This is a genomic window from Streptomyces sp. NPDC050423 (genome assembly GCF_040655445.1).
Taxonomy (GTDB): Bacteria; Actinomycetota; Actinomycetes; order Streptomycetales; family Streptomycetaceae; genus Streptomyces.
Genome location: NZ_JBFAJY010000005.1, coordinates 45,434 through 69,076 on the forward strand (window position 1 = coordinate 45,434; position 23,643 = coordinate 69,076).

Annotated in this window: 19 protein-coding genes and 1 riboswitch; of the genes, 6 read left to right on the top strand and 13 right to left on the bottom strand. The window is 72.5% G+C overall.

Going from position 1 to position 23,643, the window contains the following annotated elements:
* Positions 1-128 precede the first annotated feature (128 nt).
* Positions 129-890: an ABC transporter permease gene (locus tag AB0I52_RS05695; protein ID WP_363069232.1), complete on the top strand. Its 762-nt coding sequence runs from the start codon at positions 129-131 to the stop codon at positions 888-890.
* Here AB0I52_RS05695 and AB0I52_RS05700 read toward each other — a convergent pair.
* On the bottom strand, positions 877-1,539 hold the full coding sequence (locus AB0I52_RS05700; RefSeq protein WP_363069234.1) for an HAD-IA family hydrolase: 663 nt from the start codon (positions 1,537-1,539) through the stop codon (positions 877-879). The two genes, AB0I52_RS05695 and AB0I52_RS05700, sit on opposite strands and share 14 nt — an antisense overlap.
* A 177-nt stretch (positions 1,540-1,716) precedes the next feature.
* Positions 1,717-2,856 (bottom strand): peptidoglycan-binding domain-containing protein, encoded by a 1,140-nt coding sequence (locus AB0I52_RS05705; protein WP_363069236.1) that lies wholly within the window; start codon positions 2,854-2,856, stop codon positions 1,717-1,719.
* Positions 2,857-2,991: 135 nt separating this feature from the next.
* Here AB0I52_RS05705 and AB0I52_RS05710 point away from each other — a divergent pair, with 135 nt between their 5' ends.
* Positions 2,992-5,037: an MDR family MFS transporter gene (locus tag AB0I52_RS05710; protein WP_363069238.1), complete on the top strand. Its 2,046-nt coding sequence runs from the start codon at positions 2,992-2,994 to the stop codon at positions 5,035-5,037.
* Positions 5,038-5,073: 36 nt separating this feature from the next.
* Here the strand turns inward: AB0I52_RS05710 and AB0I52_RS05715 are convergent, their stop codons facing one another.
* Both AB0I52_RS05715 and AB0I52_RS05720 read right to left on the bottom strand, forming a co-directional pair.
* A complete protein-coding gene (locus AB0I52_RS05715; protein ID WP_363069240.1) occupies positions 5,074-5,562 on the bottom strand; it encodes a GNAT family N-acetyltransferase in 489 nt (162 codons plus the stop codon).
* Between the two features lie 188 nt (positions 5,563-5,750).
* Positions 5,751-6,809 carry a DUF2330 domain-containing protein gene (locus tag AB0I52_RS05720; protein ID WP_363069506.1) on the bottom strand — a complete coding sequence of 353 codons (1,059 nt, stop codon included), beginning with the start codon at positions 6,807-6,809 and terminating at the stop codon, positions 5,751-5,753.
* Between the two features lie 343 nt (positions 6,810-7,152).
* On the opposite strand from AB0I52_RS05720, the gene AB0I52_RS05725 reads away from it, so the two are divergent.
* Positions 7,153-9,195 (top strand): bifunctional glycosyltransferase 87/phosphatase PAP2 family protein, encoded by a 2,043-nt coding sequence (locus AB0I52_RS05725; RefSeq protein WP_363069242.1) that lies wholly within the window; start codon positions 7,153-7,155, stop codon positions 9,193-9,195.
* A gap of 41 nt (positions 9,196-9,236) precedes the next feature.
* On the opposite strand, the gene AB0I52_RS05730 is transcribed toward AB0I52_RS05725, so the two are convergent.
* Together AB0I52_RS05730 and AB0I52_RS05735 are read right to left on the bottom strand one after the other, a co-directional pair.
* Complete coding sequence (locus AB0I52_RS05730) at positions 9,237-10,208, bottom strand: AEC family transporter (RefSeq protein WP_363069244.1); 972 nt, start codon at positions 10,206-10,208, stop codon at positions 9,237-9,239.
* A gap of 115 nt (positions 10,209-10,323) precedes the next feature.
* Positions 10,324-11,574 carry a cytochrome P450 gene (locus tag AB0I52_RS05735; protein ID WP_363069246.1) on the bottom strand — a complete coding sequence of 417 codons (1,251 nt, stop codon included), beginning with the start codon at positions 11,572-11,574 and terminating at the stop codon, positions 10,324-10,326.
* 303 nt (positions 11,575-11,877) lie between these two features.
* Here AB0I52_RS05735 and AB0I52_RS05740 point away from each other — a divergent pair, with 303 nt between their 5' ends.
* Positions 11,878-13,047, top strand: coding sequence for a steroid 3-ketoacyl-CoA thiolase (locus AB0I52_RS05740; RefSeq protein ID WP_362958764.1), 1,170 nt, complete (start codon positions 11,878-11,880; stop codon positions 13,045-13,047).
* Between the two features lie 211 nt (positions 13,048-13,258).
* On the opposite strand, the gene AB0I52_RS05745 is transcribed toward AB0I52_RS05740, so the two are convergent.
* The 7 genes from AB0I52_RS05745 to AB0I52_RS05775 form a co-directional block, all read right to left on the bottom strand.
* Entirely contained in the window at positions 13,259-13,699 is a 441-nt protein-coding gene (locus tag AB0I52_RS05745; RefSeq protein WP_363069248.1) for a transglycosylase SLT domain-containing protein, read from the bottom strand.
* A 302-nt stretch (positions 13,700-14,001) separates the two neighbouring features.
* Positions 14,002-14,829, bottom strand: coding sequence for an ECF transporter S component (locus AB0I52_RS05750; RefSeq protein WP_363069250.1), 828 nt, complete (start codon positions 14,827-14,829; stop codon positions 14,002-14,004).
* Entirely contained in the window at positions 14,826-16,550 is a 1,725-nt protein-coding gene (locus AB0I52_RS05755; RefSeq protein ID WP_363069252.1) for an ATP-binding cassette domain-containing protein, read from the bottom strand. The genes AB0I52_RS05750 and AB0I52_RS05755 overlap by 4 nt, the downstream gene beginning before the upstream one ends.
* On the bottom strand, positions 16,547-17,740 hold the full coding sequence (locus AB0I52_RS05760; protein ID WP_363069254.1) for an energy-coupling factor transporter transmembrane protein EcfT: 1,194 nt from the start codon (positions 17,738-17,740) through the stop codon (positions 16,547-16,549). Before AB0I52_RS05760 ends, AB0I52_RS05755 begins: the two co-directional genes overlap by 4 nt.
* Positions 17,737-18,426, bottom strand: a complete 690-nt coding sequence (locus AB0I52_RS05765; protein ID WP_363069256.1) for an SCO2322 family protein — start codon at positions 18,424-18,426, stop codon at positions 17,737-17,739. The genes AB0I52_RS05760 and AB0I52_RS05765 overlap by 4 nt, the downstream gene beginning before the upstream one ends.
* Positions 18,423-19,685, bottom strand: coding sequence for a prenyltransferase/squalene oxidase repeat-containing protein (locus tag AB0I52_RS05770; RefSeq protein WP_363069258.1), 1,263 nt, complete (start codon positions 19,683-19,685; stop codon positions 18,423-18,425). The genes AB0I52_RS05765 and AB0I52_RS05770 overlap by 4 nt, the downstream gene beginning before the upstream one ends.
* Before the next feature lie 127 nt (positions 19,686-19,812).
* Positions 19,813-19,888, bottom strand: a riboswitch (cobalamin riboswitch).
* 354 nt (positions 19,889-20,242) lie between these two features.
* Entirely contained in the window at positions 20,243-21,283 is a 1,041-nt protein-coding gene (locus AB0I52_RS05775) for an MBL fold metallo-hydrolase (protein ID WP_363069260.1), read from the bottom strand.
* Positions 21,284-21,927: 644 nt separating this feature from the next.
* Here AB0I52_RS05775 and AB0I52_RS05780 point away from each other — a divergent pair.
* Complete coding sequence (locus AB0I52_RS05780) at positions 21,928-23,391, top strand: aldehyde dehydrogenase (protein ID WP_363069262.1); 1,464 nt, start codon at positions 21,928-21,930, stop codon at positions 23,389-23,391.
* Complete coding sequence (locus AB0I52_RS05785) at positions 23,391-23,624, top strand: ferredoxin (RefSeq protein ID WP_362958791.1); 234 nt, start codon at positions 23,391-23,393, stop codon at positions 23,622-23,624. Before AB0I52_RS05780 ends, AB0I52_RS05785 begins: the two co-directional genes overlap by 1 nt.
* Positions 23,625-23,643: the final 19 nt, after the last annotated feature.

A 23,643-nucleotide genomic window follows, 5' to 3' on the forward strand; every position in this document is an offset into this window, starting at 1 on the left:
ATGAGACGGCAGTTCCGCGCTGGGGGAAGGGGGCTGGGCCGGTATCCGGTCGCGGCTGAGGAGTGGCCGGGGTCGGTCTTACGACCTGGTGCGCGATGGGGAGCGGATCAGGTCGTTAGGGTGGCCGCGTGCTGCTACCGGTCAACATCACGCTCGGGGTCGTTCTCGCCCTGCTGCTCGCGGCGGCCGCGGGCGTCGCCGCTCTCGCCTCGCTCGGCCGGTCGCGTCAGATCGTTCTGGCGGGGCTGCGGGCGGCGGTCCAGCTCGCCGCGGTCTCCTCGCTCATCGGCTGGGTGGTCCATGCCTCCGCGCCGACCTTCGCGTTCATCGCGTTGATGTTCGGCGTGGCGGTGTGGACCGCGGGCCACCGCGTCACCGACAACCGCAGCTGGCGGTGGGCGGCCGTGCCGATCGGGGTGGGGGTCGTGCCGGTGGTCGCGGTGCTGCTGCTCACCGGGCTGGTGCCGGTCCGGGGCATCGCGCTGATCCCGGTGACCGGCATCCTCATCGGGGGCGCCCTGACCGCGACCGTGCTCGGCGGGCGGCGGGCGCTCGACGAACTCGCGACCCGGCGCGGGGAGGTGGAGGCGGCGATGGCGCTCGGCTTCCCGGACCGCGACGCGCGGCTGGAGATCGCCCGGCCGGCGGCGTCGGACGCGCTGCTGCCGGGGCTCGACCAGACCCGGACGGTGGGGCTCGTCACGCTGCCCGGGGCCTTCGTCGGCATGCTGCTGGGCGGCGCCTCACCGGTACAGGCGGGCGCCGTACAACTGTTCGTGCTGGTGGCGCTGATGGCCGTACAGGCGGCGGCCGTCGCGACCGTGCTGGAACTGGTGGCGCGGGGACGGCTCCGCCGTGACGGGGCAGGGGCCTCGGCTATCGGGCGCTGATGTGCAGCAGGACCGAGCCGTCGGCCGCCGCCTCCACCCGGAGCTGCGTCAGGTCCTCGACGTGCGCGTCCGGGGAGAGTGCCGCCGCGCGCGGGCCCACGCCCACGACGCGCATCCCCGCCGCCCGGCCCGCCGCGATGCCCGCCTCGGAGTCCTCGAAGACGATGCAGTCCGCCGGGTCGAAGCCCAGCCCGGCGGCGCCCTTGAGGAAGCCCTCCGGGTCCGGCTTGCTGGCGCCCACACTCTCGGCGGTGACCCGGAGTTCGGGCATCCGCAGTCCGGCCGCGGTCATCCGGGCCTGGGCCAGTGCCCGATCGGCCGAGGTGACCAGGGCGTGCGGGAGCGCGGCGATCGCGTCCATGAAGGCGCCGGCGCCGCCGATCGGGACGACGCCGTCGGTGTCGGCGGTCTCCTCGGCGAGCATCACCCGGTTGTCCGCGTGGTTCTGTTCCATCGGACGGTCCGGGAGGAGCACCGCCATGGTGGCGTACCCCTGGCGGCCGTGGACCACCTTGAGCGCGGCCTCCGGGTCCAGGCCCTGCCGCAGCGCCCAGCGCCGCCAGCAGCGCTCCACGACGGCGTCGGAGTTCACCAGGGTCCCGTCCATGTCGAGCAGGAGGGCACGGGCGGTGAGGACGGTGGCCGGCATGGGCGGGCTCCAGGGCGGGGGTGACGGTGCGGGACACGTGGGACCGGCCCCGGGAAGAGAACAAGCGGCCCCCGCCCGCCGGTCAGGGAGTGCGTTTGGGGGCCACTTTGTTCCATCACGATACAAAAACCTGCCCGGGAAAGCGAATCCCTGGCCGGGGCGGGTGTGCGGTGTCGGTCAGTGGCGTCCACGGCCCGTCGTGACCGCCTCCAGTGCCCGCCGGGTGTGCGGCCCGTAGACCCCGGCGTCGTCGCCCTGGATGTACATGTATCTCTGGTAGCGGTACACGGCGTCCTCGACGCGGTCCGTGTAGTCGGCGTCGTCGGGGCTCATGAACAGCCCGATCTCCTGGAGCCGGCGCTGCAACTCGGCCACCTCCGGGCCGTGGTCGCCGCGCCGCAGCGTGGAACCGTCCTGCGGCGGGGCGGGCGGGGCCACCGGCTGCTCCGGACCCCTGGTGTCCTCCGTGGCCGCCGGGGAGGACGCGGCGGCCGTGCCCGAGGGTCCGGCGGTCGCGGAACGGGACGCCGAGGCGCTCGCCGACGGCGACGCGGTCGCGGATGCGGTCGCGGTCGCGGAGGCCGACGGTGACGCCGTGGCCGGCCGGGACGGTGACACGGAGGCGGACGCCGTCGTGGAGGCCGAAGGCGCGGCGCTCTCCTCGGGGAGGCTGGTCACCGTGGAGGGCAGGACCGGATCCAGGGTGGTGTCCCCGTCGCCGTCCCCGTTGAACAGGCCGCCGATGAAGGCCGCCGTGCCCACCACCGCGACGACGGCCGCCCCCACGGCCAGCGCGGCGAAGGGCCCGCGGCGGCGCGGCTGCACGGGGTCCGGACCGGCCGTCAGGAGCGGGGCGTGCGGGTGGCCGTACCGGGCGTCCGGGGCGTCCGGACCGGCGGCGTCCGGCAGCGGGGCCGGCCCCGCCGGGGCCAGGAACAGCGGCATCGTGGTGGCCGCGTCCCCCGTATGGCCGTCCCCCGCACGGCTGTCCGTCACATACCCCTCCGGCTCGTCCCCCGCGTACCCCTCCGGCTCGTCCCGGCCGGCCACTGTCTCCTCGCCCCCCAGCGTCACGTACGGCCGAATGCGCAGCGGGTCGAAGTCCTCCGCGGCCGCGAACTCGGCCGACCGCCCGGCGTGGTGCTCCTCGACGACGCGGTGCTGCTCGGCGGCCCGCTGGTCCTCGGTGACGTGCTGATGTCCGGCGGGCTCCCGCCGCCCGGCACCGTGCCGGGCCGCGCGTTCCGCGCAGCCGCAGCCCGGACCGGCGCCGGGTCTGCCGTCCGTACCGCACTCCGGGCATATATGTCCGGCCATTGTGGGTCCCCTCCCCTTGAACTGCCTGCGATTATGCAGCCCGCCGCCGGGAAGCCCAATCATCCGACCCTTCGGCAGGCCATAACGGTGCAGAACGGACAGGATGGGGGTGTAGCGGACCCGAGGAGATGTTTCATGGCCCAGCAGTCGAGCCCTCCGGCCCCGGCCCCCGGCGAGAACCGCTCCACGCGGTCGGTTCTGGTGGCGATCGGCGCGCTGCTTCTCGGTATGTTGCTCGCCGCACTCGACCAGACCATCGTCTCCACGGCACTGCCGACCATCGTCAGCGACCTCGGCGGTCTGGAGCATCTGTCGTGGGTGGTCACGGCCTATCTGCTGGCATCGACCGCCGCGACCCCGCTCTGGGGCAAGCTCGGCGACCAGTACGGGCGCAAGCGGCTCTTCCAGATCGCCATCGTCATCTTCCTGATCGGCTCCGCGCTCTGCGGCATCGCCCAGAACATGCCGCAGCTGATCGGCTTCCGCGCCCTCCAGGGGCTCGGCGGCGGCGGCCTGATCGTGCTGTCGATGGCGATCGTCGGCGATATCGTCCCGCCGCGCGAACGAGGCAAGTACCAGGGCCTGTTCGGAGCGGTGTTCGGCGCGACGAGCGTGCTCGGACCGCTCCTCGGCGGCTTCTTCACCGAACAGCTCAGCTGGCGCTGGGTCTTCTACATCAACCTCCCCATCGGCGTCGTCGCCCTCGCCGTCATCGCCGCCGTGCTGCACATCCCGGTCCGCCGGACGAAGCACACCATCGACTACCTGGGCACCTTCCTCATCGCCTCGGTCGCCACCTGTCTGGTCCTGGTCGCCTCGCTCGGCGGCACCACCTGGGCCTGGGGCTCGACGCAGATCATCGGTCTCGCCGTGGTCAGCGTGCTGCTGCTGATCGCCTTCGTGTACGTGGAGCGGCGCGCGGCCGAACCCGTACTGCCGCTGAAGCTGTTCCGGATCAGGACCTTCAGCCTCGTCGCCGTGATCAGCTTCGTCATCGGCTTCGCGATGTTCGGCGCGATGACCTATCTGCCGACCTTCCTCCAGGTGGTGCACGACATCACGCCGACGATGTCCGGCGTCCACATGCTCCCGATGGTGTTCGGCCTGCTCCTCACCTCGACCGGGTCCGGCCAGATCGTCAGCCGTACGGGCCGCTGGAAGATCTTCCCGATCCTCGGCACCGGCATCACGGCGGCCGGCCTGCTGCTCCTGCACCGGCTCACGGAGCACAGCAGCACCCTGGAGATGAGCCTCTACTTCTTCGTCTTCGGTGCGGGACTCGGTCTGGTGATGCAGGTCCTCGTCCTGATCGTGCAGAACGCCGTGAGCTACCAGGACCTCGGTGTCGCCACCTCGGGGGCGACCTTCTTCCGTTCCATCGGCGCCTCGTTCGGTGTCGCCATCTTCGGCACCATCTTCACCAACCGGCTCACCGACAAGCTCGGTGCGGCGCTCTCCGGCCGTACGCTGCCGCCCGGCATCAGCGCGAACGGGCTGGCCTCCGACCCGCGCGCCGTCAGCCAACTGCCGCCCGCACTCCGCGGACCGGTGCTCAGCGCCTACTCGACGTCGATCACCGATGTGTTCCTGTACGCGGCCCCCGTCGTCCTGATCGCCTTCGTCTTCGCCTGGCTGCTCAAGGAGGACAAGCTGCGCGGCTCGGTGACCGCACCCGACCCCAGCGAGACCCTGGCGTCCAACCCGGTGGAGCGGTCCTCGTACGACGAATGCGCCCGCGCCCTCTCGGTCCTCGCCACCAGGGAGGGACGCCGTGAGGTCTACGTGAAGATCACCGAGAAGGCGGGACTCGACCTGCTGCCCGCCGCGAGCTGGATGCTGCTGCGCATCAAACGGCACGGAACCGTCGAGCCCGTCCGGCTCGCCGAGATCGCCCCGGTGCCGCTGCGGGTGATCAGCGAGGCGGGCCGGCAGCTGGAGGAACGCGGGCTGGCCCGCCGGATCGGCGTGCAGCTGGTGCTCACCGAACCCGGCGCGGAGGCGGTGGTGAAGCTCTCGCACGCCCGGGAGGAGTCCCTGGCCGAGCTGCTGGGCGACTGGTGGGGACCGGACCGGCCGACCGACCTGGTCGCCCTGGTGTCGGAGCTGACCGCCGAGACGAGCGGATCGAGCAAGGAGCGGCCGCACAGCCCGGAGCCGAAGCGGGACCACCATGCCCCCTGAGGCTTCTGCGGGCCTGAACTCAAGGGCGGGGGCCGGTCACGCGGTGGTGCGGAGCTCCTTGGCGAACCAGTGTTCGGCGTACTGGCGGCGGTGGAACGCCGGGACCTCCCGGTAGCCGTGCTTCGCGTACAGCCCGCGCGCCTCGACCAGGTCGCCACGGGTGTCGAGCCGGAGCGTCCGTACGCCGAGGGCCCGCGCCCGGTCCTCGACCGCCGCGAGCAGCAGCCCGCCGCCGCCCGTGCCGCGCACCTCGGGGCGTACGAACACCCGGGTCAGCTCCGCGACCCCCGCGTCCGTCACGACCAGCCCGGCGCAGGCCGCCGCCCGCCCGTCGAACCGGCCGACGACGAACTCACCGGCCGGCGCCACCAGCAGCTCGGCGCCGTCGTCCGTGAGTCCCTCGTCGATCTCCTCGGCCGTCGCGGGCCGCCCCCAGTACCGGCTCGCGACCTCGTCGTAGTAGTCCCGGCGCAGCAGTGCGGCGTCGGGGGAGTCGAAGCGTTCGGGGGTCACGGTCCACGTCATTGGTTCATTCTGACTTCCGCACACCTGTGCGGAGAAGCGAATTGCTCGCAGGGGGCACCGATGACGCAGGCGGCGGGTTCGACGCGGCGGACGTACTGCCCGCGGCCTGGGCGCCGCAGGCTGCGCGCCCCGCTGGACACGGACGTCCTGAGTATCGAGGTCCCGCGATTCACCTCGCGTACGAATGTTCAGGTCATCGACGACGCAGGCCGTCGCCGGGCCCGCACGAGCAGCAGCACCGCCGCGACCGACGCCGCCGCGGCACCGAGCAGCGACAGCACCCAGGCCGGAACGGGCCCCACGGACAGCAGCTCGTCGCGGTAGTACGTGGTCCGGTACGGGGTGTCTGCGGCCGCCGCCCGCAGCTCGTGGTCCCCGTCGATCAGCTCCGGCCGCGGGAACGACTGGTCGATCGCCGTGACGAACACCGGCTTCCCGCCCGTCAGAGCCCCCAGCGCCGGGTACGCACGCTCCTGTCCGGCGCCGACCCGCCCGGCGTAGGTCACCTCGGGCGGCTCGCCGCCGATCGCGCCGCGCGGCTCCATCCGGTTCGCCGCCAGCACGTACAGCCCCAGCGACTGCGGCGTCGTGGCGAGCCGGGACAGCCGCATCGGGTAGACCGGCCCGGCGCTGGCGAAACGCAGCCGCAGCGGGTCGAGCCGGCCGAGCAGCGGACCGCCCTTCTCCTGAGGGGCGAGGCGGATCGCCACGTACTCCCACTTCTGATCGACGTAGGGGCGGAGCGCCGCCGACAGCCGGTCCGGCAGCTCGAAGCCGTTGTCCGTCAGCCAGCCCTCCAGGGCCGCCGGGTCGGTCGCGGTCAGCCGGGCCACGTCGAACGGCCCGAGCCGCTCCCGGCCGACCACTCCGACCGGTGCGGCGGCCGAGGGGGCGGCGCCGGAGCCGGACGCCCGGTCCGGACCGCCGAACGGCCAGTCCTTCGCGCGTGGCCAGAAGTAGTGCCGCGTCTCGTGGACCGGCGCGGTGAGGGTTTCGAGCTCGGAGAAGAGCGCGGCGTCACCCAGCTCGACCGTGGCCCGGTGCGGCACGGGCATGATCCACGCCGCCGCCGGGGCGTTCCCGCGGACGGTGAGCTGCATCACGATCTGCTCGGTGCCGCCGGACCAGCTGACCACGGAGGTCTCCCGGTCGACCGTGACCCGGCTGTTCCGGTCCACCACCATCGCCCCGCAGCCGCAGGCGTACGCCGGTGCGATCAGCGAGCCGAGCTGGAGCGGCACCAGCATCATGAGCAGCGAGAGCGCGCGGACCGCCCACGCACGCGATCCGGCCCGTGCCCCTTGACCTGTTTGATCCGTCCCGGCCCACCGCATGTCCCGGCTCCTCCCCCGTCGGCCCTGGTCACGGGCTCAGACGTGGGGGCGCCCCGGCCGGTTCCGGACGACCGGTCCCGGTCCGATCGAACGGCCGATCATTCTTTCGGACAAAAGCCGGATGACAGTCAGGCGAAGAGGGGGTTGATTGTGTCTACCTCATAGCGCAATGCGAAGGTTTCACAGCATGCCCGGATCGAGGGCCGGCACAAGACGGCGGGAGGGTCGGCGCAGCGTGGCGAATGCGGAGCACAGTATGCGCGGAGATGCGACGACAGGGGCGAGGACCGGGGCGGCTCGGGCAGTTCTCTGGCTGGTTGTGGCCGCGTTGGCCGTACGGCAGATGGCGGTGGTGCTGCGGCAGCCGCCTGGCGAACGGCTCACCGATCTGGAGACCTGGACCGGTGAGAACGGTGTGCTTCATGTGACCGGCTCGCTGTACGACACCGACCGGTTCACCGGTACTCCCTTCGCCGGGCTGGTGCTGAAGCCGCTCACCCGGACCGCCGAACAGAGCCTCGGGGTCGCCTGGACCTTCGGTTCGCTGCTGCTGGTCGCCGCGCTCGGCGTCATCGCGGCCCGCGCCCTGCCCGGCCCGGTCAACCGGCGTACCGCGCTGTTCGCGGCGCCCGTCGCGATCACCCTCCTGATGCTCTCGCTGCCGGTCCGCAACGCCCTCTACCTGGGACAGACCAGCATCCTGCCGGTCCTCCTGGTCCTCGTCGGCTGCTTCGTGGTCCGCGGGGAACGCGCCTCGGGCGTCCTGATCGGCATCGCGGCCGCGCTCCAGCCGACCGTGCTGCTGTTCGCCGCCCTGCTCTGGCTGACCGGGAGACGCCGGGCGGCGGTGACCGGCGGCGCCGCGTTCGCCGCCTGCACGGCACTGGCCTGGACGGCGATGCCGCACGACTCATGGACGTACTGGGTGCACCACGTCGCCGGGGCCGGACTCGGCGACCAGGCGGACAGCCTCGCCAACCAGTCCCTGCACGGCGCGCTGCTCCGGTTCGGGCTGGAGGGCCCGCTGGAGATCGCGCTCTTCGTGGTGCTGGCCGCGGCCGTCTGCTTCGTCGGTCTGCGCCGCGCCGCCCGGTACGCCCGCGACGGTCAGCTGCTGCTCGCCGTGGCCGTGACCGGCTGTGTCGCCGTCGCCGTCTCGCCGACCGCCTGGCAGCACCAGCTGCTGTGGGTGCTGCTCGCGGTGGTCGGCCGGGTGGGCACGCGCGCCTCGGACCGGATGGTGTGGCCGGCCGTCGTCGTCCTCGTGATCACGCTGCCCGGCAAGATGCTGCTGCCGAACATCGAGGCGGTGTTCCCGGTACGCGACAACGTGCTGCTGATCGCCGCGCTCGGGGCCGCGTGCCTCGCCCCGTTCCTGCCGCGCACCTCGCCGTACTGGCAGCAGCCGGTCCCCACCGACTACGCGGCCCCGGTCCCGGCCCGCTGGATCCGGGTGCCGCTGCTGCCGTTCTGGCGGCGCGTGCTCAGCCGGCCCAACCTGCTGCTGGAACTCCTGCTGATCAGGGTCGTCTACTCGGCGTACCAGCACGTCAGGCTCGCCGCGACGGCCGGCCGTGCCACCGCCGAGCACCACGGCCGGCAGATCCACGCGGCCGAACAGTGGCTGCACATCGACATGGAGCACTGGGCCAACCACGCGGTCGTCAAGGTCGGCTGGCTGCGGGACTTCTTCGACTACTACTACTCGACGTTCCACTTCATCGTGCCGCTGACGATCCTCGGTGTGCTGTACGTACGCAGCCCCGCGGACTACCGCTGGGTCCGCAGCTCCCTCGGGTTCGCCACGCTCCTGGCCCTGGTCGGGTTCTGGCTCTACCCGCTGGCCCCGCCGCGGCTGATGCCGGGGCTCGGCTTCATCGACACGGTCCACGGCGTCCAGGACTTCGCGAAGCCCGACTACGGGACGCTGACGGGCGTCACCAACCAGTACGCCGCGATGCCCTCGCTGCACTTCGGCTGGTCGCTGTGGTGCGGTGTGGTGATCGTGATGCTCGCGCCGAAGATCTGGATGAAGCTGCTGGGGGTGCTGCACCCGCTGCTCACGGTCTCCGCGATCATCGCGACGGGCAACCACTGGGTGCTCGACGCGGTGGGCGGGGCGGCGGTGGTCGCGCTCGGCTTCGGGCTGACCTACGCGCTGTCCGGACGGCGCGGGCTCCAGGAGCCCGCGGTGAAGGCGGCGAAGGCCGGACGGCTCCCGGCGGCCGAGGAACCCCCCGGGGCCGGGCGGCCCCCGCTACCGGCGGTGGAGGGCGAAGCGGTGGCCGGCAAGCCGTAGCCGCCGCCGCCCGCCGCCAGCCACCCGGACGGCTCGGAGGCTCAGCGGGCCGGCCCCAGCGCCCAGGCGGCGAAGGACAGCGTGAGCATCGACACCACCGTGGAGGCCACCACGGAATTGCGGGCGAGGCTGGTGTCCAGGCCGTACTCGCGGGCGTAGATGAAGGCGTTCTGCGCGGTCGGGAGCGCCGAGCAGAGCACCACGGCCAGCACCTGGGGGTCCGGCAGGCCCAGGAGCGGACCGGCGACGAGGAAGGCGACCAGGGGCTGCGCCAGCGTCTTCAGCGCGACCGCGGTCCCGACCTCCGCCCGGCCCGCGACGCGTCCGGTCCCGCCGGCCGGGCCGCCGTGCAGGGAGAGGCCCAGGGTGACCAGGGCCGTCGGCACGGCCGCGGCGCCCAGCAGGTCGCAGGAGTGGGTGAGGGCGGCCGGCAGCCGCAGCCCGGTCGCGGAGACGGCGACTCCGAGCAGCGAGGCCATGATGACCGGATTGCGGACCGGCATGGTCAGCATCAGCCGCAGCCCGCCGCCGGGGCGCCCGCCGCCGGGTCCGCCGGCCGCCCGGGTCCCCGAGTCCAGCAGGGTCAGGATCACCGGTGAGACCAGCAGCACCTGGAACAGGATGACCTGCGCGACGAACGAGGCGTCGCCGAGCACCTGCACCGCCACCGGGATGCCCAGGTTGGCGGAGTTGACGTAGCCGGACGCCATGCCGCTGATCGCCCCGTCGGCCCTCCCGCGGCCGAAGAACCGCCGGGCCACCACGTATCCCAGAGCGGACACCAGCGCCGTGGCCGCCGCGAACGCCACCACCGACAGATGGGCGAAGTCGGCCGGCCGGGACCCCGACACCATGCTGAACAGGGCGGCGGGCATGGCGACATGGAAGACGAACCGGCCGAGCACCGCTTCGGCCTGTGCTCCGAGGAGGCCACTGCGGCCGACGGCGTATCCGGCAGCGGTCAGCATCCAGATCGGGGCGAAGGCGGAGAGCAGGGCGTGCATGTCCGCCATGATCCCGCCACGCCCGTCCGCCTTTCGTGCAGGGGTGCGGACGGGCGTACCGGAAGCCGAACGGGCGTACTGGAAGCCGAACGGGCCCCGTCCGGCGGCGCGTTCCGGGCAGGCGTCAGCCGCTGGTGGTGCTCACCTGGAGCTGCTTGATGCCATTGAGCCAGGCCGACCGCAGCCGCCGCGGATCGCTGACGAGCCGCAGGTCCGGCAGCACGTCCGCGATGGCGTTGAAGATCAGGTCGATCTCCATCACGGCAAGGGACTTGCCCAGGCAGAAGTGCGGACCGCCGCCGCCGAAGCCGAGGTGCGGATTGGGATCGCGGGTGATGTCGAACTTCTCCGGGCTCTCGAAGACCTCGGGGTCGTTATTGGCCGAGGAGTAGAACAGCCCGACCCGGTCGCCCTTCTTGATCTGCTGACCTCCCAGTTCGAGGTCCTGGGTGGCGGTCCGCTGGAAGGAGACCACGGGCGTCGCCCAGCGGACGATCTCCTCGGCGGTCGTCTCCGGCCGCTCGCGCTTGTAGAGCTCCCACTGATCGGGATGGGTGAGGAAGGCGTGCATGCCGTGGCTGATGGCGTTGCGGGTGGTCTCGTTCCCGGCCACGGCGAGCAGGATGACGAAGAAGCCGAACTCGTCGGACAGCAGGTTGCCCTCGCCCTCGGCGGCGACCAGCTGGGAGACGATGTCCTTGGCCGGGCACTCCTTGCGCGCCGCCGCGAGGTTCATCGAGTACGAGACGAGCTCCATGGCCGCCTCGGCGCCGATCTCCTCGGTGATCGCGTACTCCGGATCGTCGTACGAGGCCATCTTGTTGGACCAGTCGAAGATCCTGGTCCGGTCCTCCTGCGGTACGCCGATCAGCTCGGCGATGGCCTGGAGCGGCAGTTCGACGGCGATGTTGTTGACGAAGTCGAACGAGCCGTCGTCGTCCGCGGCGGCCAGCGCCGTCTCGACGATCGAGCGCGCCCGGCTGCGCAGCGCCTGTTCCAGGGAGCGGACGGCGCGGGGGGTGAAGCCGCGCTGGACGATCTGGCGGACCCGGGTGTGCTCGGGCGGGTCCATGTTCAGCATGATCAGCTTCTGGACGTCGATCTGGTCGCGGCTGATCGTCTCGTTGAAGCGGATCACCGCGGTGTTGGTGTTCGACGAGAACAGCTCGGGACGGGTCGAGACGTACTTGACGTCCGCGTGCCGGGTGACGACCCAGTAGCCCTCGTCGTCGAAGCCGGAGATGCCAGCGGGCTGGGTGCACCACCAGACCGGCGCGGTCTCGCGCATCCGGGCGAACTCCGGGTGCGGTATGCGGGATTGGAGCAGGTCGGGATCGGTGAAGTCGAACCCTTCGGGCAGATGGGGGCAGGGCATCGGCAACTCCAGGTCGGTCCGAGAGCCGCCCGAACGATGTCTGACGACCCATCAGAAGTTGCCCGAAAGGTAGTAACGAGTTCTACAACTGGCAAGGGGCGTGGCCGGATCTGTTGCGTGAAGTGCCGGTGAACCGGGCCGGTTTGGGGTGGGTTCTGGCAGTGAAGTGCGGGCAAGTTCCGTGCAGGCCCCTTGCGTACCCGGGGTAATCCTCATAAGACTGCACACAGAACTAGAACGCGTACTAGTTCCTTCCGTGGGCGCCGGGACGCCTCTGCGGAAGTGCGAGGAGAGGACGAGCTCATGGCCGCGGAACCCGTCATCGTCGAAGCCGTACGCACTCCCATCGGCAGGCGCGGAGGCGCGCTCGCCAATCTGCACCCCGCCTATCTGCTGGGTGAGACCTACCGTGAACTTCTCGGCCGGACCGGTATCCACGCCGACTGCGTCGAGCAGATCGTCGGGGGCACCGTCACCCACGCCGGCGAACAGTCCATGAACCCCGCGCGCAACGCCTGGCTCACCGTGGGGCTTCCGTACGAGACCGCCGCGACGACCGTGGACTGCCAGTGCGGCTCCTCGCAACAGGCCTCCCACATGGTCGCCAACATGATCGCGGCCGGGGTGATCGACGTCGGCATCAGCTGCGGGGTCGAGGCGATGTCGCGGGTGCCGCTCGGCAGCGGCTCCAAGCACGGGCCGGGCAAGCCGTGGCCCGACGAGTGGAACGTCGACCTGCCCAACCAGTTCGAGGCCGCCGAGCGCATCGCCCGCAAGCGCGGCCTCACCCGGGAGAACGTGGACTCGCTCGGACTGATCTCGCAGGAGCGGGCCGCCGCCGCCTGGGCCGAGGAGCGCTTCAAACGGGAGACGTACGCGGTCCAGGTGCCCACCACCGAGGCGGAACAGGCCGCCGGGCAGGGTATGTGGCGGCTGGTCGACCGCGACGAGGGGCTGCGCGACACCACGATGGAGGGGCTCGCCGGGCTCAAGCCGGTGATGCCCACCGCCATCCACACCGCGGGCAACTCCTCACAGATATCCGACGGCGCCTGCGCGATCATGTGGGCGTCCAAGCGCATGGCGCGGGCGCTCAAGCTCAAGCCGCGGGCCCGGATCGTGGCCCAGGCACTCGTCGGCTCCGACCCGCACTTCCACCTCGACGGTCCCGTCGACGCCACCCGCGCGGTGCTCGGCAAGGCCGGGATGTCGCTCAAGGACATCGACATCGTGGAGATCAACGAGGCCTTCGCGTCAGTCGTGCTGAGCTGGGCCCAGGTCTTCGAACAGGACCTGGAGAAGGTCAACGTCAACGGCGGTGCGATCGCGCTCGGCCACCCGGTCGGCTCCACCGGGGCCCGGCTGATCACCACGGCCCTGCACGAACTGGAGCGCAGGGACAAGGAGTTCGCGCTGATCACCATGTGTGCGGGCGGGGCGCTCGCCACCGGAACGATCATCCAGCGGCTGTAGGGGCCCCGGCGGTTCCCGGCGGCGCCGGTGACCGACCGGGGGCCGACCAACCACAACGAGACGTTCCTGAAGTCGGGTCCGGAGATCGTGCGCTGGTTCGACGCCGCGGCGGCGCGGCGCTGACACCGGGCACGGACGCCGACAACGCCGACAACCCCGACCGCAGTGCGGTCGGGGTTGTCGGTCACTGCCGGACGGAGTCCGGGCCGGCTCAGTACCAGCTGTTGGACTGCCAGAACGTCCAGGCGCCGCACGGGCTGCCGTAACGGGAGTTCATGTAGTCCATGCCCCACTTGATCTGGGTGGTGGGGTTGGTCTGCCAGTCGGAGCCGGCGGACGCCATCTTCGAACCGGGCAGGGCCTGGACCAGGCCGTAGGCGCCGGACGAGGCGTTGGTGGCGCTCGGGTTCCAGCCGCTCTCGTGGCTGACGATGTTGCTGAAGCACTGGAACTGCGCCTCGTCACCGATCAGCTGCCTGGCCGCGTCCTGCGCACCGCCACCGGCGGCGGCCGGTGCGGCGGACGGGGCCGCCATGGCGGAGGAGGCGCCCACGGCCAGGCCGCCGACGCTCAGGAGCGCGGCTGCGCCGGCCATGACGGTCTTGCGACGGGCGGTGCGGGGCTTGGCGAGAAGGGTGCTGGCGAACGACACAGGGAACCTAACGTCGGGAACGGATGAGTCGCCCGCCGGTCCGAATCCTGCCTGGCCCGGTGCTCGTTGACCGCTGTCCGTTCCGGTGGACGCTGCGGTGCTCGGCGACTTCTCAAGTGTTAGCGGCGCCGTTCAACCACCGCAATGACCTCCGATACGACCCCGCTTCGCACCCAGGACCAAAGGTCCTGAACCGCCCCAAAACGCTGCATAGCAGGTCGGAGGGGATGGAGCGGGGGTTGGCATACCGCCCCCGCCGCTCCTATTCCGCGTAGTACAGGACCAAGGTCCTGTGGGTGCCCTCACTCCTGCGGGACGTCGAATGTGACCTGGGCCTCGAAGGCGGCGCGACGGGTGGCCCTGCGCAGCGCCTTCAGCAGCGCCGCCCCGACGGTCAGCGTCAGTACGACGGTGAGCACGGCCCGGCCCAGGTCCCAGCCCAGCGAGGTGGCCGTGCAGTACGCGAGGAAGCGCACCAGGTTCTCGGACAGCGGGTCACCGGGATGGAAGGAGATACCCGAACCGAGGCCCGGCACGATCGTCCACCCGTACAGATTCATGACCGTCCCGTACGCGAACGCCGCCACCGCCCCGTACGCCGCCAGCATCAGCAGCTCGGCGCGCCCGCGCAGCCGGTCCGGTCCCGGCAGCAGGCCCGCGCCCATCGTGAACCAGCCCATCGACAGCATCTGGAACGGCATCCACGGGCCCACCCCGCCGGTCAGCAGCGCGGACGCGAACATCGTCACCGAGCCGAGCACGAAGCCGAAGCCCGGCCCCAGCACCCGCCCGCTCAGCACCATCAGGAAGAACATCGGCTCAAGGCCCGCCGTGCCCGCCCCCAGCGGCCGCAGCGCCGCGCCGACCGCGGCCAGCACCCCCAGCATCGCCACCGCCTTCGCGTCGAGCCCGGCGTCCGCGATCATCGCGACCACCACCCCGACCAGCAGCGGCAGCAGCGCGGCGAACAGCCACGGCGCGTCCTGCGAGTGCGCGAGACCCGAGTCGGCCCCGGCCAGCAGCGGCCAGCCGAACGCGACCACACCGATCGCGCTGATCAGCACCAGCGCGGCGACGGCCCGCGGCCCGAGCCGCACCGGCCGCGCCCCGCGCCCGCCCGTCCCGCTCACGCGCCACCCCCCAGCGCCCCGCGCACCTGTGTCACGGTCAGCCATTCCTGCGGGGCGAGGATCTTGGCGATCTGCGGGGCGAACGCCGGGGACGACACCACGACCTCCGGGGTCGGCCCGTCCGCCACCACCTCCCCGTCGGCGAGGATCACCACCCGGTGAGCCAGCTCGGCGACCAGCTCCACATCGTGCGTGGCCAGCACGATCGCGTGGCCCTCGGCCGCCAGGGCGCGCAGCACCCCGACAAGCCGGGCCTTCGCCGCGTAGTCCAGGCCCCGGGTCGGCTCGTCCAGGAGCAGCAGCGGGGGCCGGGCGGTGAGCACGAGGGCGAGCGCCAGGGCGAGCCGCTGCCCCTCGGAGAGATCACGGGGATGGGTGTCGTCCGGTACGCCGGGCAGCAGCTCGGACACCAGGGTCCGGCAGCTGCCCGGCGCGGCGCCCGCGTCGGCGTCCGCCGCCGCGCACTCGGCCGCGACCGTGTCCGCGTACAGCAGATCGCGCGGCTCCTGCGGTACGAGGCCGACCCGGCGCACCATCTCGCGCGGCGGTGTCCGGTGCGGGGTCCGGCCGCCGACCAGGACGCCGCCGGAGGTCGGCTCGACCATGCCGACGAGGGCGGCGAGCAGCGTGGACTTGCCCGCGCCGTTACGTCCCATCAGCGCGACGGCCTCGCCTGGCGCGACGGTGAGCGTCACCCGGCGCAGCGCCTCGACCCGGCCGCGCCGCACCCCGAGGCGCTCGATCCGGGTGGTGGCGTCGGTGACGGGCCCGGGGGCGGCGCTTTCCTGCGGCCCGCGGCCGAACAGTCTGGCCAGGGCGCCCCGCCGCGCGGCGGGGCGGGGCGCGGCGGTCACCTCGGCCGGGAGCGCCGGCCCGTCCGTACCGCCGACCGGCCCCGGCCGCTCGCCCGCCAGGGCCTCGCGCATCCCGGAGGCGCGCCGCCGGGCGTCCCGTACCGAGAGCGGGAGCGGGTCCCAGCCCGCCAGCCGCCCCAGCGCCACGACCGGCGGATGCACCGCCGACACCGCCATGACGTCGGCGGGCGCGCCCATCACCGGGGCGGTGCCCGGCGCGGGCAGCAGGACGACCTGGTCGGCGTACTGCACGACGCGCTCAAGCCGGTGCTCGGCCATCAGGACCGTCGTCCCCAGGTCGTGGACGAGCCGCTGGAGCACCGCGAGGACCTCCTCGGCCGCCGCAGGGTCCAGCGCGGACGTCGGCTCGTCCAGCACCAGGACCCGGGGGTGCGGGGTGAGGACCGAGCCGATCGCGACCCGCTGCTGCTGACCGCCGGAGAGCGTGGCGATCGGCCGGTCGCGCAGCCCCGCGAGGCCCAGCAGGTCGAGGGTCTCCTCGACCCGCCGCCGCATCACGTCCGGGGCCAGGCCCAGCGACTCCATGCCGTACGCCAGCTCGTCCTCGACCGTGTCGGTCACGAAGTGGGAGAGCGGGTCCTGACCCACCGTGCCGACCAGGTCGGCCAGCTCGCGGGGCTTGTGCGTGCGGGTGTCGCGCCCGCCGACGGTGACCCGCCCGGTCAGCCGGCCCCCGGTGAAGTGCGGGACCAGCCCCGACACGGCACCCAGCAAAGTCGACTTGCCGACCCCCGACGGCCCGACGAGCAGTACCAGCTCACCCTCCGGAACGGTCAGATCGACCCCCGACAGGGTGGGGCGCTCCGCCCCCTCGTACCGCACCGAAACATCGTCGAACCGGATCACACCTGCTCCTCGAAGCCTGTGGGGGAAGGCGGGACGGGCGCGACCAGCGCGGGCAGCAGACCGATCAGCACCGCGGCGGCGGGCCACAGCGGCAGCACCGGCGCGGTCAGCGGTACGACACCGGGGTGCAGCGCCGCCGGATCCGCGCCGCCCGCCCAGATCATCGCCGCCGCGACCGCGGCACCGGAACCCGCGACCAGCCAGGCCCGTACGCCCCACCGGTCGGGGCGGTAGCGGGTCCGCACCGAACGCGCCCCGCCGAGGCGCAGCCCGGCCATCGCCGCGACCAGCCCGGCGACCAGCAGCGGCAGACCGTACACCGCGCCCTGCGCCGCCAGCAGCCCGTACGTACCGGCGCAGACACCGAGCAGCCCGCCGAGGGTGAGGACGTTGGTGGTGTGCCGGACGGCGGCCGGCACCTGTGCGGTGCGCCCGTAGCCGCGCGCGTCCATCGAGGCCGCCACCGCGACCGAGCGCTCCAGCGCCCCTTCCAGGACCGGCAGCCCGATCTGGAGGACGGCCCCGACGCCGCCGGTCGGCCGGCCGCGCAGCCGGCGGGCGGTGCGCAGCCGCACCACGTCGGCGACCATGTTCGGCGCGAACGTCATCGCGACGACGACGGCGACCCCGGCCTCGTACAGCGCACCGGGCAGCGACTTCAGCAGCCGGGCCGGGTTGGCGAGGGAGTTCGCCGCGCCGACACAGATCAGCAGGGTGGCCAGCTTCGCCCCGTCGTACAGCGCGAAGAGCAGCTGCTCGGCGGTGACCCGGCCACCGATCCGGACGCCCTTCGCCCACTCCGGCAGCGGCACCTCGGGCAGCGTGAACACCACATGCGCGCCGGGGATCGGCGATCCGAGGAAGACCGAGAAGAGCAGCCGCACCCCGATGACGAACAGCCCGATCTTGATGAACGCCCCGTAGGACCGGGCCCACGGCGCATCCGTCCGGCGCGCGGCCACCACATACCCCGCCACGCCCACCAGCAGGCCGAGCAGCAGCGGGTTGGTCGTGCGGGACGCGGCGGTGGCGAGCCCCAGCGCCCACAGCCACCACGCCCCGGCGGGCAGCGCGTTGCTCCGGCTCGCGGCGGGCGCGCGCCAGGCGGGGACCGGGGAGGGGCCGGACGCCGCACGGCCCGCGGTGCCGGTCACCGGGTCCTCCCCGATGCCGGCTGTCGAGCGGCTCATCCGCGGCGGCGGCGGGCCTGCGCGACTGCGGCGATGCCGAGCAGAAGGACGGCGCCGACCCCGAAGAGCACCCCGGCGGACGGACCGCCGCCGGAACCGCCGCCGCTGCCGGCGGCAGCGGACGCGGACGTGGGCGCGGACGCGTCCGCCGTGGCCCGCCCGCTGCTGTCCCCGTTCCCGGAGACCTGCTCACCGCACCCGGTGACCGGGTAGCCGGAGATCGCGCAGAGCAGCGCGTCGCTTCCGTAACGCAGCGGCTTCGCCACCGACGCGAGCGCCACCGCGCTGCTCGCGTCCTTCGGGACCTGAGCGCACGCGGTACGCGGCGGGGGCGGGGTCTCACTCTCCGGCGCGTCGGCGGCGGTGCCGGGGTCGATGACGAGCGCGACGCGCTTGGTGCCGGTCCGGGCGGGGGTGTCCGCGCAGATCTCCGAGAAGTCGGGGGAGCGGCGCGGCTTCGCCGCGTCCTGGGAGTCGGCGCTCACGGCGAACCGGAAGCCCTGCACCGCACCGTCGTCCGGCCGGACCAGGGACGGCCCCTGGGTGGCGTACGCCCACCCGCTGCCGGAACCCTCCCAGAAGGACCAGTAGCGGTAACCCGCCGCCTGGGCCGTGCCCGTGCCGAGCACGGCCAGGACGGAGCTCAGGACGATCAGCAGCGCGGTGGCCCTTCCACGTCCTTTCACAGCTGCTGGTTCTTCCGGCGGCCGCTGATCAGGAATCCGGCGCCCGCGCCGACGGCGAGCCCGATTCCGACGAACCACCAGACACCGCCGATCCCGTCGCCGTCGCCGCTGTCCTTCTTCTCCTCGTCCTTGGTGGCGCTCGCCTTCGGCTTCTTCACGGCGGCGGGTGCGGGCCCGGTCGCGTTCAGCTGCGCGACGAGGTCGGCGCCGCCGAAGTCGTGCACGTCGGCGCCGGTCGCGTGGGCGGCCATGACGAGCTGGGCGTAGGCGGCGGGGCCGCTCTGCCCGGCCCAGCCCGCGGAGTTCTTCGCCAGCCAGTCGACGGACGCGGCGGCCTTGTCCTTGTGCCCGGCGGCGGACAGGGCGACGACCGCGTCCGCGGTGTTGCCGAAGTCGGGCTGCGGGGCGCTGTCCTCGGCGCCCGGCATCGGCGGCTGGTCGAGGTGACCGGTCTTCGCGAGGGCGCCGGCGAGGTAGTAGGCGCCGTTCTGGGCGGCCTGCTCCGGCTTGAGCGCGGCGCCCTTGTGGCAGCTGGGGTCCTTGACCGCGGCGTTGTCGGCGACGAGGAGCCCCTTGCCGAGCGAGCCGAGCACGCCCGCCGCGGTGGCGTCCCCGTTGGCGACGAGCTTGCCGGCCTTGTCGGGCTGGTAGGCGAAGGCGCCGCCGTCCTTGCCGCCGCAGGGGATGGCGAAGGTGAGCAGGGCGTCGTACGGGGTCCTGCCGCCGTCCGTCGTCACATCGCCGAGCTTCTGTCCGGCGCGGGCCAGGGCGCCGATCACGATCGAGGTGGAGTTCGCGTCACTGGCCCCGTCGGCGGTGTACCCCCAGCCGCCGTCCTCGTTCTGCACGGACTTCAGCCAGTGGACCCCGTTGGCGACCAGGTCCTTGTGCCCGCCGACCTCGTGCAGCGCCTGTACGGCGGCCGCCGTCGCATTGGTGTCGATCATGGTCTTGGCATCGCACGGCACGGAGGAGTCGGGACGGTACGCGGGGAACGCGCCGCTGTCGCACTGCTGCCCGATCAGCCAGTCCACCGCCTTCGCGGCGGGCGTGACGCCCACGGCCCGCTGCGAGACGAAGGCCAGGGACTGCCGCCACACACCGTCGTACGTGGGGTCCGCCGTGCCGTACAGCCCCGAGGGCAGCGCCGCGGACGGCGACGGGGAGGGGGACGGTGCGGCGACCGCGGCGGGGGCTGCGGCCGCACAGAGCACGGTGGCGGTGGCGGCGAGCGCGGCTGCGCTGCGGCGTACGGTCATGGCGGGTGGGGCCTCTCCTGCGGGAAACCGGGCACAGGCACACACAGGCACCAGGCTCCGGCTCCGTATACCTCGACGGTGCCGGCCACCGGGGTCCCGATGGCGCGAGCCGGTCACGACACGGACAGGGCATTCCGGCTCGCCGCCGAAGGGGCGGCATACACGGTTGCGGGTCAGCGCCGGATTCGCACCGGCTTCCCCCTGAACGGGCATGATGACGACTCGCACACTCTACCGGGCAGGTACAAGGAGAGCCCTGGCCGGGCGCTGCCGCCGGGGCGGAATCCGGCCGGGACACCGCGGCTGTCCCCGCGTGCTCCGTGCCGCAGCCGCCGAGCGACAAGGCGGCGAGGATCACCAGTGTGTCGTACGAGGTCAATGTGTCCGTGACCGCCCCCGTCGCGAAGTGGCCGCCCTCTCGATCGTGGTCCGGACCCCGCACCGGCTCCGTGGGCTTTTGAGCGGGGTGCAGGGTCGCCGCGCTGAACGGCGGCTGACCCTCCGGTGGCCGGCGCGAACGGCGCGCCCGTCACACCGCGACGAACAGCGCGCCGTCGTCACACCGCCACGAACGTCACCGGCTCGCTTCCCGTGACCGCCTCAGCGCGCCCCAGTTTCACCAGTCGGCGCAGATGCGCCTCGGCCTCCGAGACGGCGATGTTCCGTGACCCGTAAGGGATTTGCTCCCAGGGGCGGTTCCACTCCATCCGCTCGGCCAGCTGCCACGGCGTGAGCGGTTCGGCCAGCAGGGACAGGAGGCCGGTGAGGCGCTCCTCGTGGTGGTCGAGGAGTTCCCGTACACGGCCCGCAGCGTCCGGGAACGCGTGCTGGTGGGCGGGCAGTACCTCCGCGACGCCCAGGCGCCCGATCCGTTCCAGCGAGGCGAGGTAGTCCCCGAGCGGGTCGGTCGCGTTCGCGCTGTCCGGGTCCTCGTAGAGGCCGACGTGCGGGCTGATGCCGGGGAGCAGGTGATCGCCGGAGAAGAGGCGGCCGCGGCCGGGCAGGTTGGCCGGGTGGTCCTCCTCCAGGTGGAGACAGACATGGCCCGGGGTGTGGCCCGGGGTCCAGATGGCACGCAGTTTGCGGCCCGCCAGGTCGAGGAGTTCGCCGGGCACGATCTCGCGGTCCGGGAGCGCGGCCCGCAGACCGGGCAGGGTGCGCATCCGGCCGCCCTTCTCGCGGGCGGCCAGGAGCGGGGCGATGTGGTCCTCGGGTGCGCCGACCGTGGCCAGCTTCGTCGCGAGGTAGGACAGCCAGGTGCCCGGTTCGGACTCCCGGGTGCGGCGGACGATCGCCGTGTCGGCGGCGTGCATCGCGATCCAGGCCCCGGAGGCGTCGCGCACCTGGCCGGACAGGCCGTGGTGGTCGGGGTGGTGGTGGGTGATGACCACGCCGTGGATATCGGCGATGTCCACGCCGACCGTCGTGAGCCCGGCCGTCAGGGTGTCCCAGGCCTCCGGGTCGTCCCAGCCCGTGTCGATCAGGACCGGCCCCCGGCCGGTGTCCAGGACATGGACCAGGGTGTGGCCCAACGGGTTGTCCGGGATGGGGACTTTGATGCTGTGGACGCCTCCACCGTGGTTCATCACCTGCGTCATGGACTCCCCATCTCTCCGCGGTCTCGGCGGCGTGCGGGGTACGGCCACGACGCGCCGCGTCCACTGTAACGAGAACTTGTTCCAGTGGTAGCCCCGGGCACCTGTCCGATCGGGGTGGAGTGCAGGCGGACGGCGAGGGGGGCTCGTTGTCCTCGGGGTCTCCCGGTCATGTTGCCGGTCTCACCCTGACCTGCAACATGACCGGCCGGACGATTCCTGGTCGGCGAGGTCCGCCCAGGCGCTCACGACGTACGACGCACCCCACGGGTTGGAGGCGACCGAAGCCTGCCCGACCGGGGACCGGTCGCCGAGGATGATGCGCTGCGGAAGTCTGGGGTCGAGTGGGTTGAGCACCGCGTGAATCGCCAGTCAAATCCTGCCCGGACGCGCGGTTCCCGGCAAGAGCGCGGCCAGGCTTGGTGCAGACCAATTGTCGTTCCGTCGGGGGTGTTTGACGTGGGGTGGCGACGAGGCGTCCGGCGTTCCGCCTCGGTGCGTGTGGCCCATCCGTGGACTCCTGGAACTGGAACTGGTATCAGTTCTGACATGGAGTCAGATGTGGACCGGGAACAGAGCCTCGGAACGCAGGGCTCGGAACCAGTCATCGAGTCGGGTCACGTGCCGCGTCGCGGGAGGCAGCAGCCATGAGCGAGCTTGTCGAACACGGAAAACTGTTCATCGGCGGGGAGTTGGTCGATCCGCTCGGGCGGGAGGTCATCGAGGTCATCTCCCCGCACACCGAGCAGGTCATCGGCCGGGTGCCGCATGCCGCCGAGGGAGATGTGGACCGGGCCGTCGTCGCCGCCCGGCGGGCGTTCGACGAGGGTCCCTGGCCCCGGATGACGCTTGACGAGCGGATCGCCGTCGTCACCCGGATCAAGGACGCGTTCGCCGTCCGGTACGAGGAGATCGCCCGGGTCATCAGCTCGGAGAACGGCACCCCGTACAGCTCCAGCGTCATGGTGCAGGCCCTCGCCGCGATGATGGTGTGGGACGCGGCGATCACCGTCGCCCGCACCTTCCCGTACGAGGAGCGCCGGGACGGGGCGCTGGGGCCGCTGCTCGTACGGCGGGAGCCCGTCGGGGTCGTCGCGGCCGTCGTGCCCTGGAACGTGCCGCAGTTCACCGCCGCCGCCAAACTCGCGCCCGCGCTGCTCGCCGGGTGCTCGGCCGTCCTGAAGGTGTCGCCCGAATCGCCGCTCGACGCCTACATCCTGGCGGAGATCGTCGCCGACGCCGGGCTGCCCGAGGGCGTGCTGTCGATCCTGCCGGCCGACCGCGAGGTGAGCGAGTACCTGGTCGGGCACCCCGGCGTCGACAAGGTCTCATTCACCGGGTCCGTCGCCGCCGGAAGGCGCGTCATGGAGGTCGCCTCGCGCAACCTCACCCGCGTCACCCTGGAGCTGGGCGGGAAGTCCGCCGCCGTGATCCTCCCCGACGCCGATCTGGACGCCGCCGTCGCGGGCATCGTGCCCTTCGCCTGGATGATCAACGGGCAGGCCTGCGTGGCCCAGACCCGGATCCTCGTGCCGCGTTCCCGCTACGAGGAGATGGCCGAGGCGTTCGCCGCCGCCGCCGGTGCGCTGAAGGTCGGCGACCCGCTCGACCCGGCCACCGAACTCGGCCCGCTCGTCGCGCGGCGCCAGCAGCAGCGCTCCCTCGACTACATCCGGATCGGGCAGGAGGAGGGGGCCAAGATCCTCACCGGTGGCGGCCGTCCGGCCGCGCAGGAGCGCGGGTGGTACGTCGAGCCGACGCTCTTCGGGGACGTCGACAACTCCATGCGCATCGCCCGCGAGGAGATCTTCGGCCCGGTCATCTGCCTGCTGCCGTACGGCGACGAGGACGAGGCCGTACGGATCGCCAACGACTCCGAGTACGGGCTCAGCGGCAGTGTCTGGACCGCCGACACCGAGCGCGGCATCGACATCGCCCGCCGGGTCAGGACCGGCACCTACAGCGTGAACACCTTCAGTCTCGACATGCTCGGGCCGTTCGGCGGCTACAAGAACTCCGGTGTGGGAAGGGAGTTCGGGCCCGAGGGGTACGGGGAGTACTTCGAGCACAAGATGATCCATCTGCCCGCCGGGTACGGGGGCGCGTCCTGATGGGTGACCGGTGGAGCGTCGAGGTCGACCGAGGGGTGTGCATCGGGTCGGGGATGTGCGTGAACCACGCGCCGGACGGCTTCCGGCTGGACTCCGCCCGGCAGTCCCACCCCGTCGACCCGGAGACCGACGCCAACGAGCGCGTCCTCGCCGCGGCCGAGGGGTGTCCGGTCGAGGCGATCACGGTCGCCCTGGCCGACTCGGGAGAGGTGGTGTTCCCCCCGGAGGAATGAGGGCTGCGGGGGGACGGGT

Excerpts from the sequence above, each read along its gene's own strand:
- AB0I52_RS05700 (WP_363069234.1), bottom strand. The coding sequence starts at position 1,539 with ATGCCGGCCACCGTCCTCACCGCCCGTGCCCTCCTGCTCGACATGGAC.
- AB0I52_RS05705 (WP_363069236.1), bottom strand. The coding sequence starts at position 2,856 with ATGGCCGGACATATATGCCCGGAGTGCGGTACGGACGGCAGACCCGGC.
- AB0I52_RS05710 (WP_363069238.1), top strand. The coding sequence starts at position 2,992 with ATGGCCCAGCAGTCGAGCCCTCCGGCCCCGGCCCCCGGCGAGAACCGC.
- AB0I52_RS05715 (WP_363069240.1), bottom strand. The coding sequence starts at position 5,562 with ATGACGTGGACCGTGACCCCCGAACGCTTCGACTCCCCCGACGCCGCA.
- AB0I52_RS05720 (WP_363069506.1), bottom strand. The coding sequence starts at position 6,809 with ATGCTGGTGCCGCTCCAGCTCGGCTCGCTGATCGCACCGGCGTACGCC.
- AB0I52_RS05725 (WP_363069242.1), top strand. The coding sequence starts at position 7,153 with ATGCGCGGAGATGCGACGACAGGGGCGAGGACCGGGGCGGCTCGGGCA.
- AB0I52_RS05730 (WP_363069244.1), bottom strand. The coding sequence starts at position 10,208 with ATGGCGGACATGCACGCCCTGCTCTCCGCCTTCGCCCCGATCTGGATG.
- AB0I52_RS05735 (WP_363069246.1), bottom strand. The coding sequence starts at position 11,574 with ATGCCCTGCCCCCATCTGCCCGAAGGGTTCGACTTCACCGATCCCGAC.
- AB0I52_RS05740 (WP_362958764.1), top strand. The coding sequence starts at position 11,878 with ATGGCCGCGGAACCCGTCATCGTCGAAGCCGTACGCACTCCCATCGGC.
- AB0I52_RS05760 (WP_363069254.1), bottom strand. The coding sequence starts at position 17,740 with ATGAGCCGCTCGACAGCCGGCATCGGGGAGGACCCGGTGACCGGCACC.
- AB0I52_RS05770 (WP_363069258.1), bottom strand. The coding sequence starts at position 19,685 with ATGACCGTACGCCGCAGCGCAGCCGCGCTCGCCGCCACCGCCACCGTG.
- AB0I52_RS05775 (WP_363069260.1), bottom strand. The coding sequence starts at position 21,283 with ATGACGCAGGTGATGAACCACGGTGGAGGCGTCCACAGCATCAAAGTC.
- AB0I52_RS05780 (WP_363069262.1), top strand. The coding sequence starts at position 21,928 with ATGAGCGAGCTTGTCGAACACGGAAAACTGTTCATCGGCGGGGAGTTG.
- AB0I52_RS05785 (WP_362958791.1), top strand. The coding sequence starts at position 23,391 with ATGGGTGACCGGTGGAGCGTCGAGGTCGACCGAGGGGTGTGCATCGGG.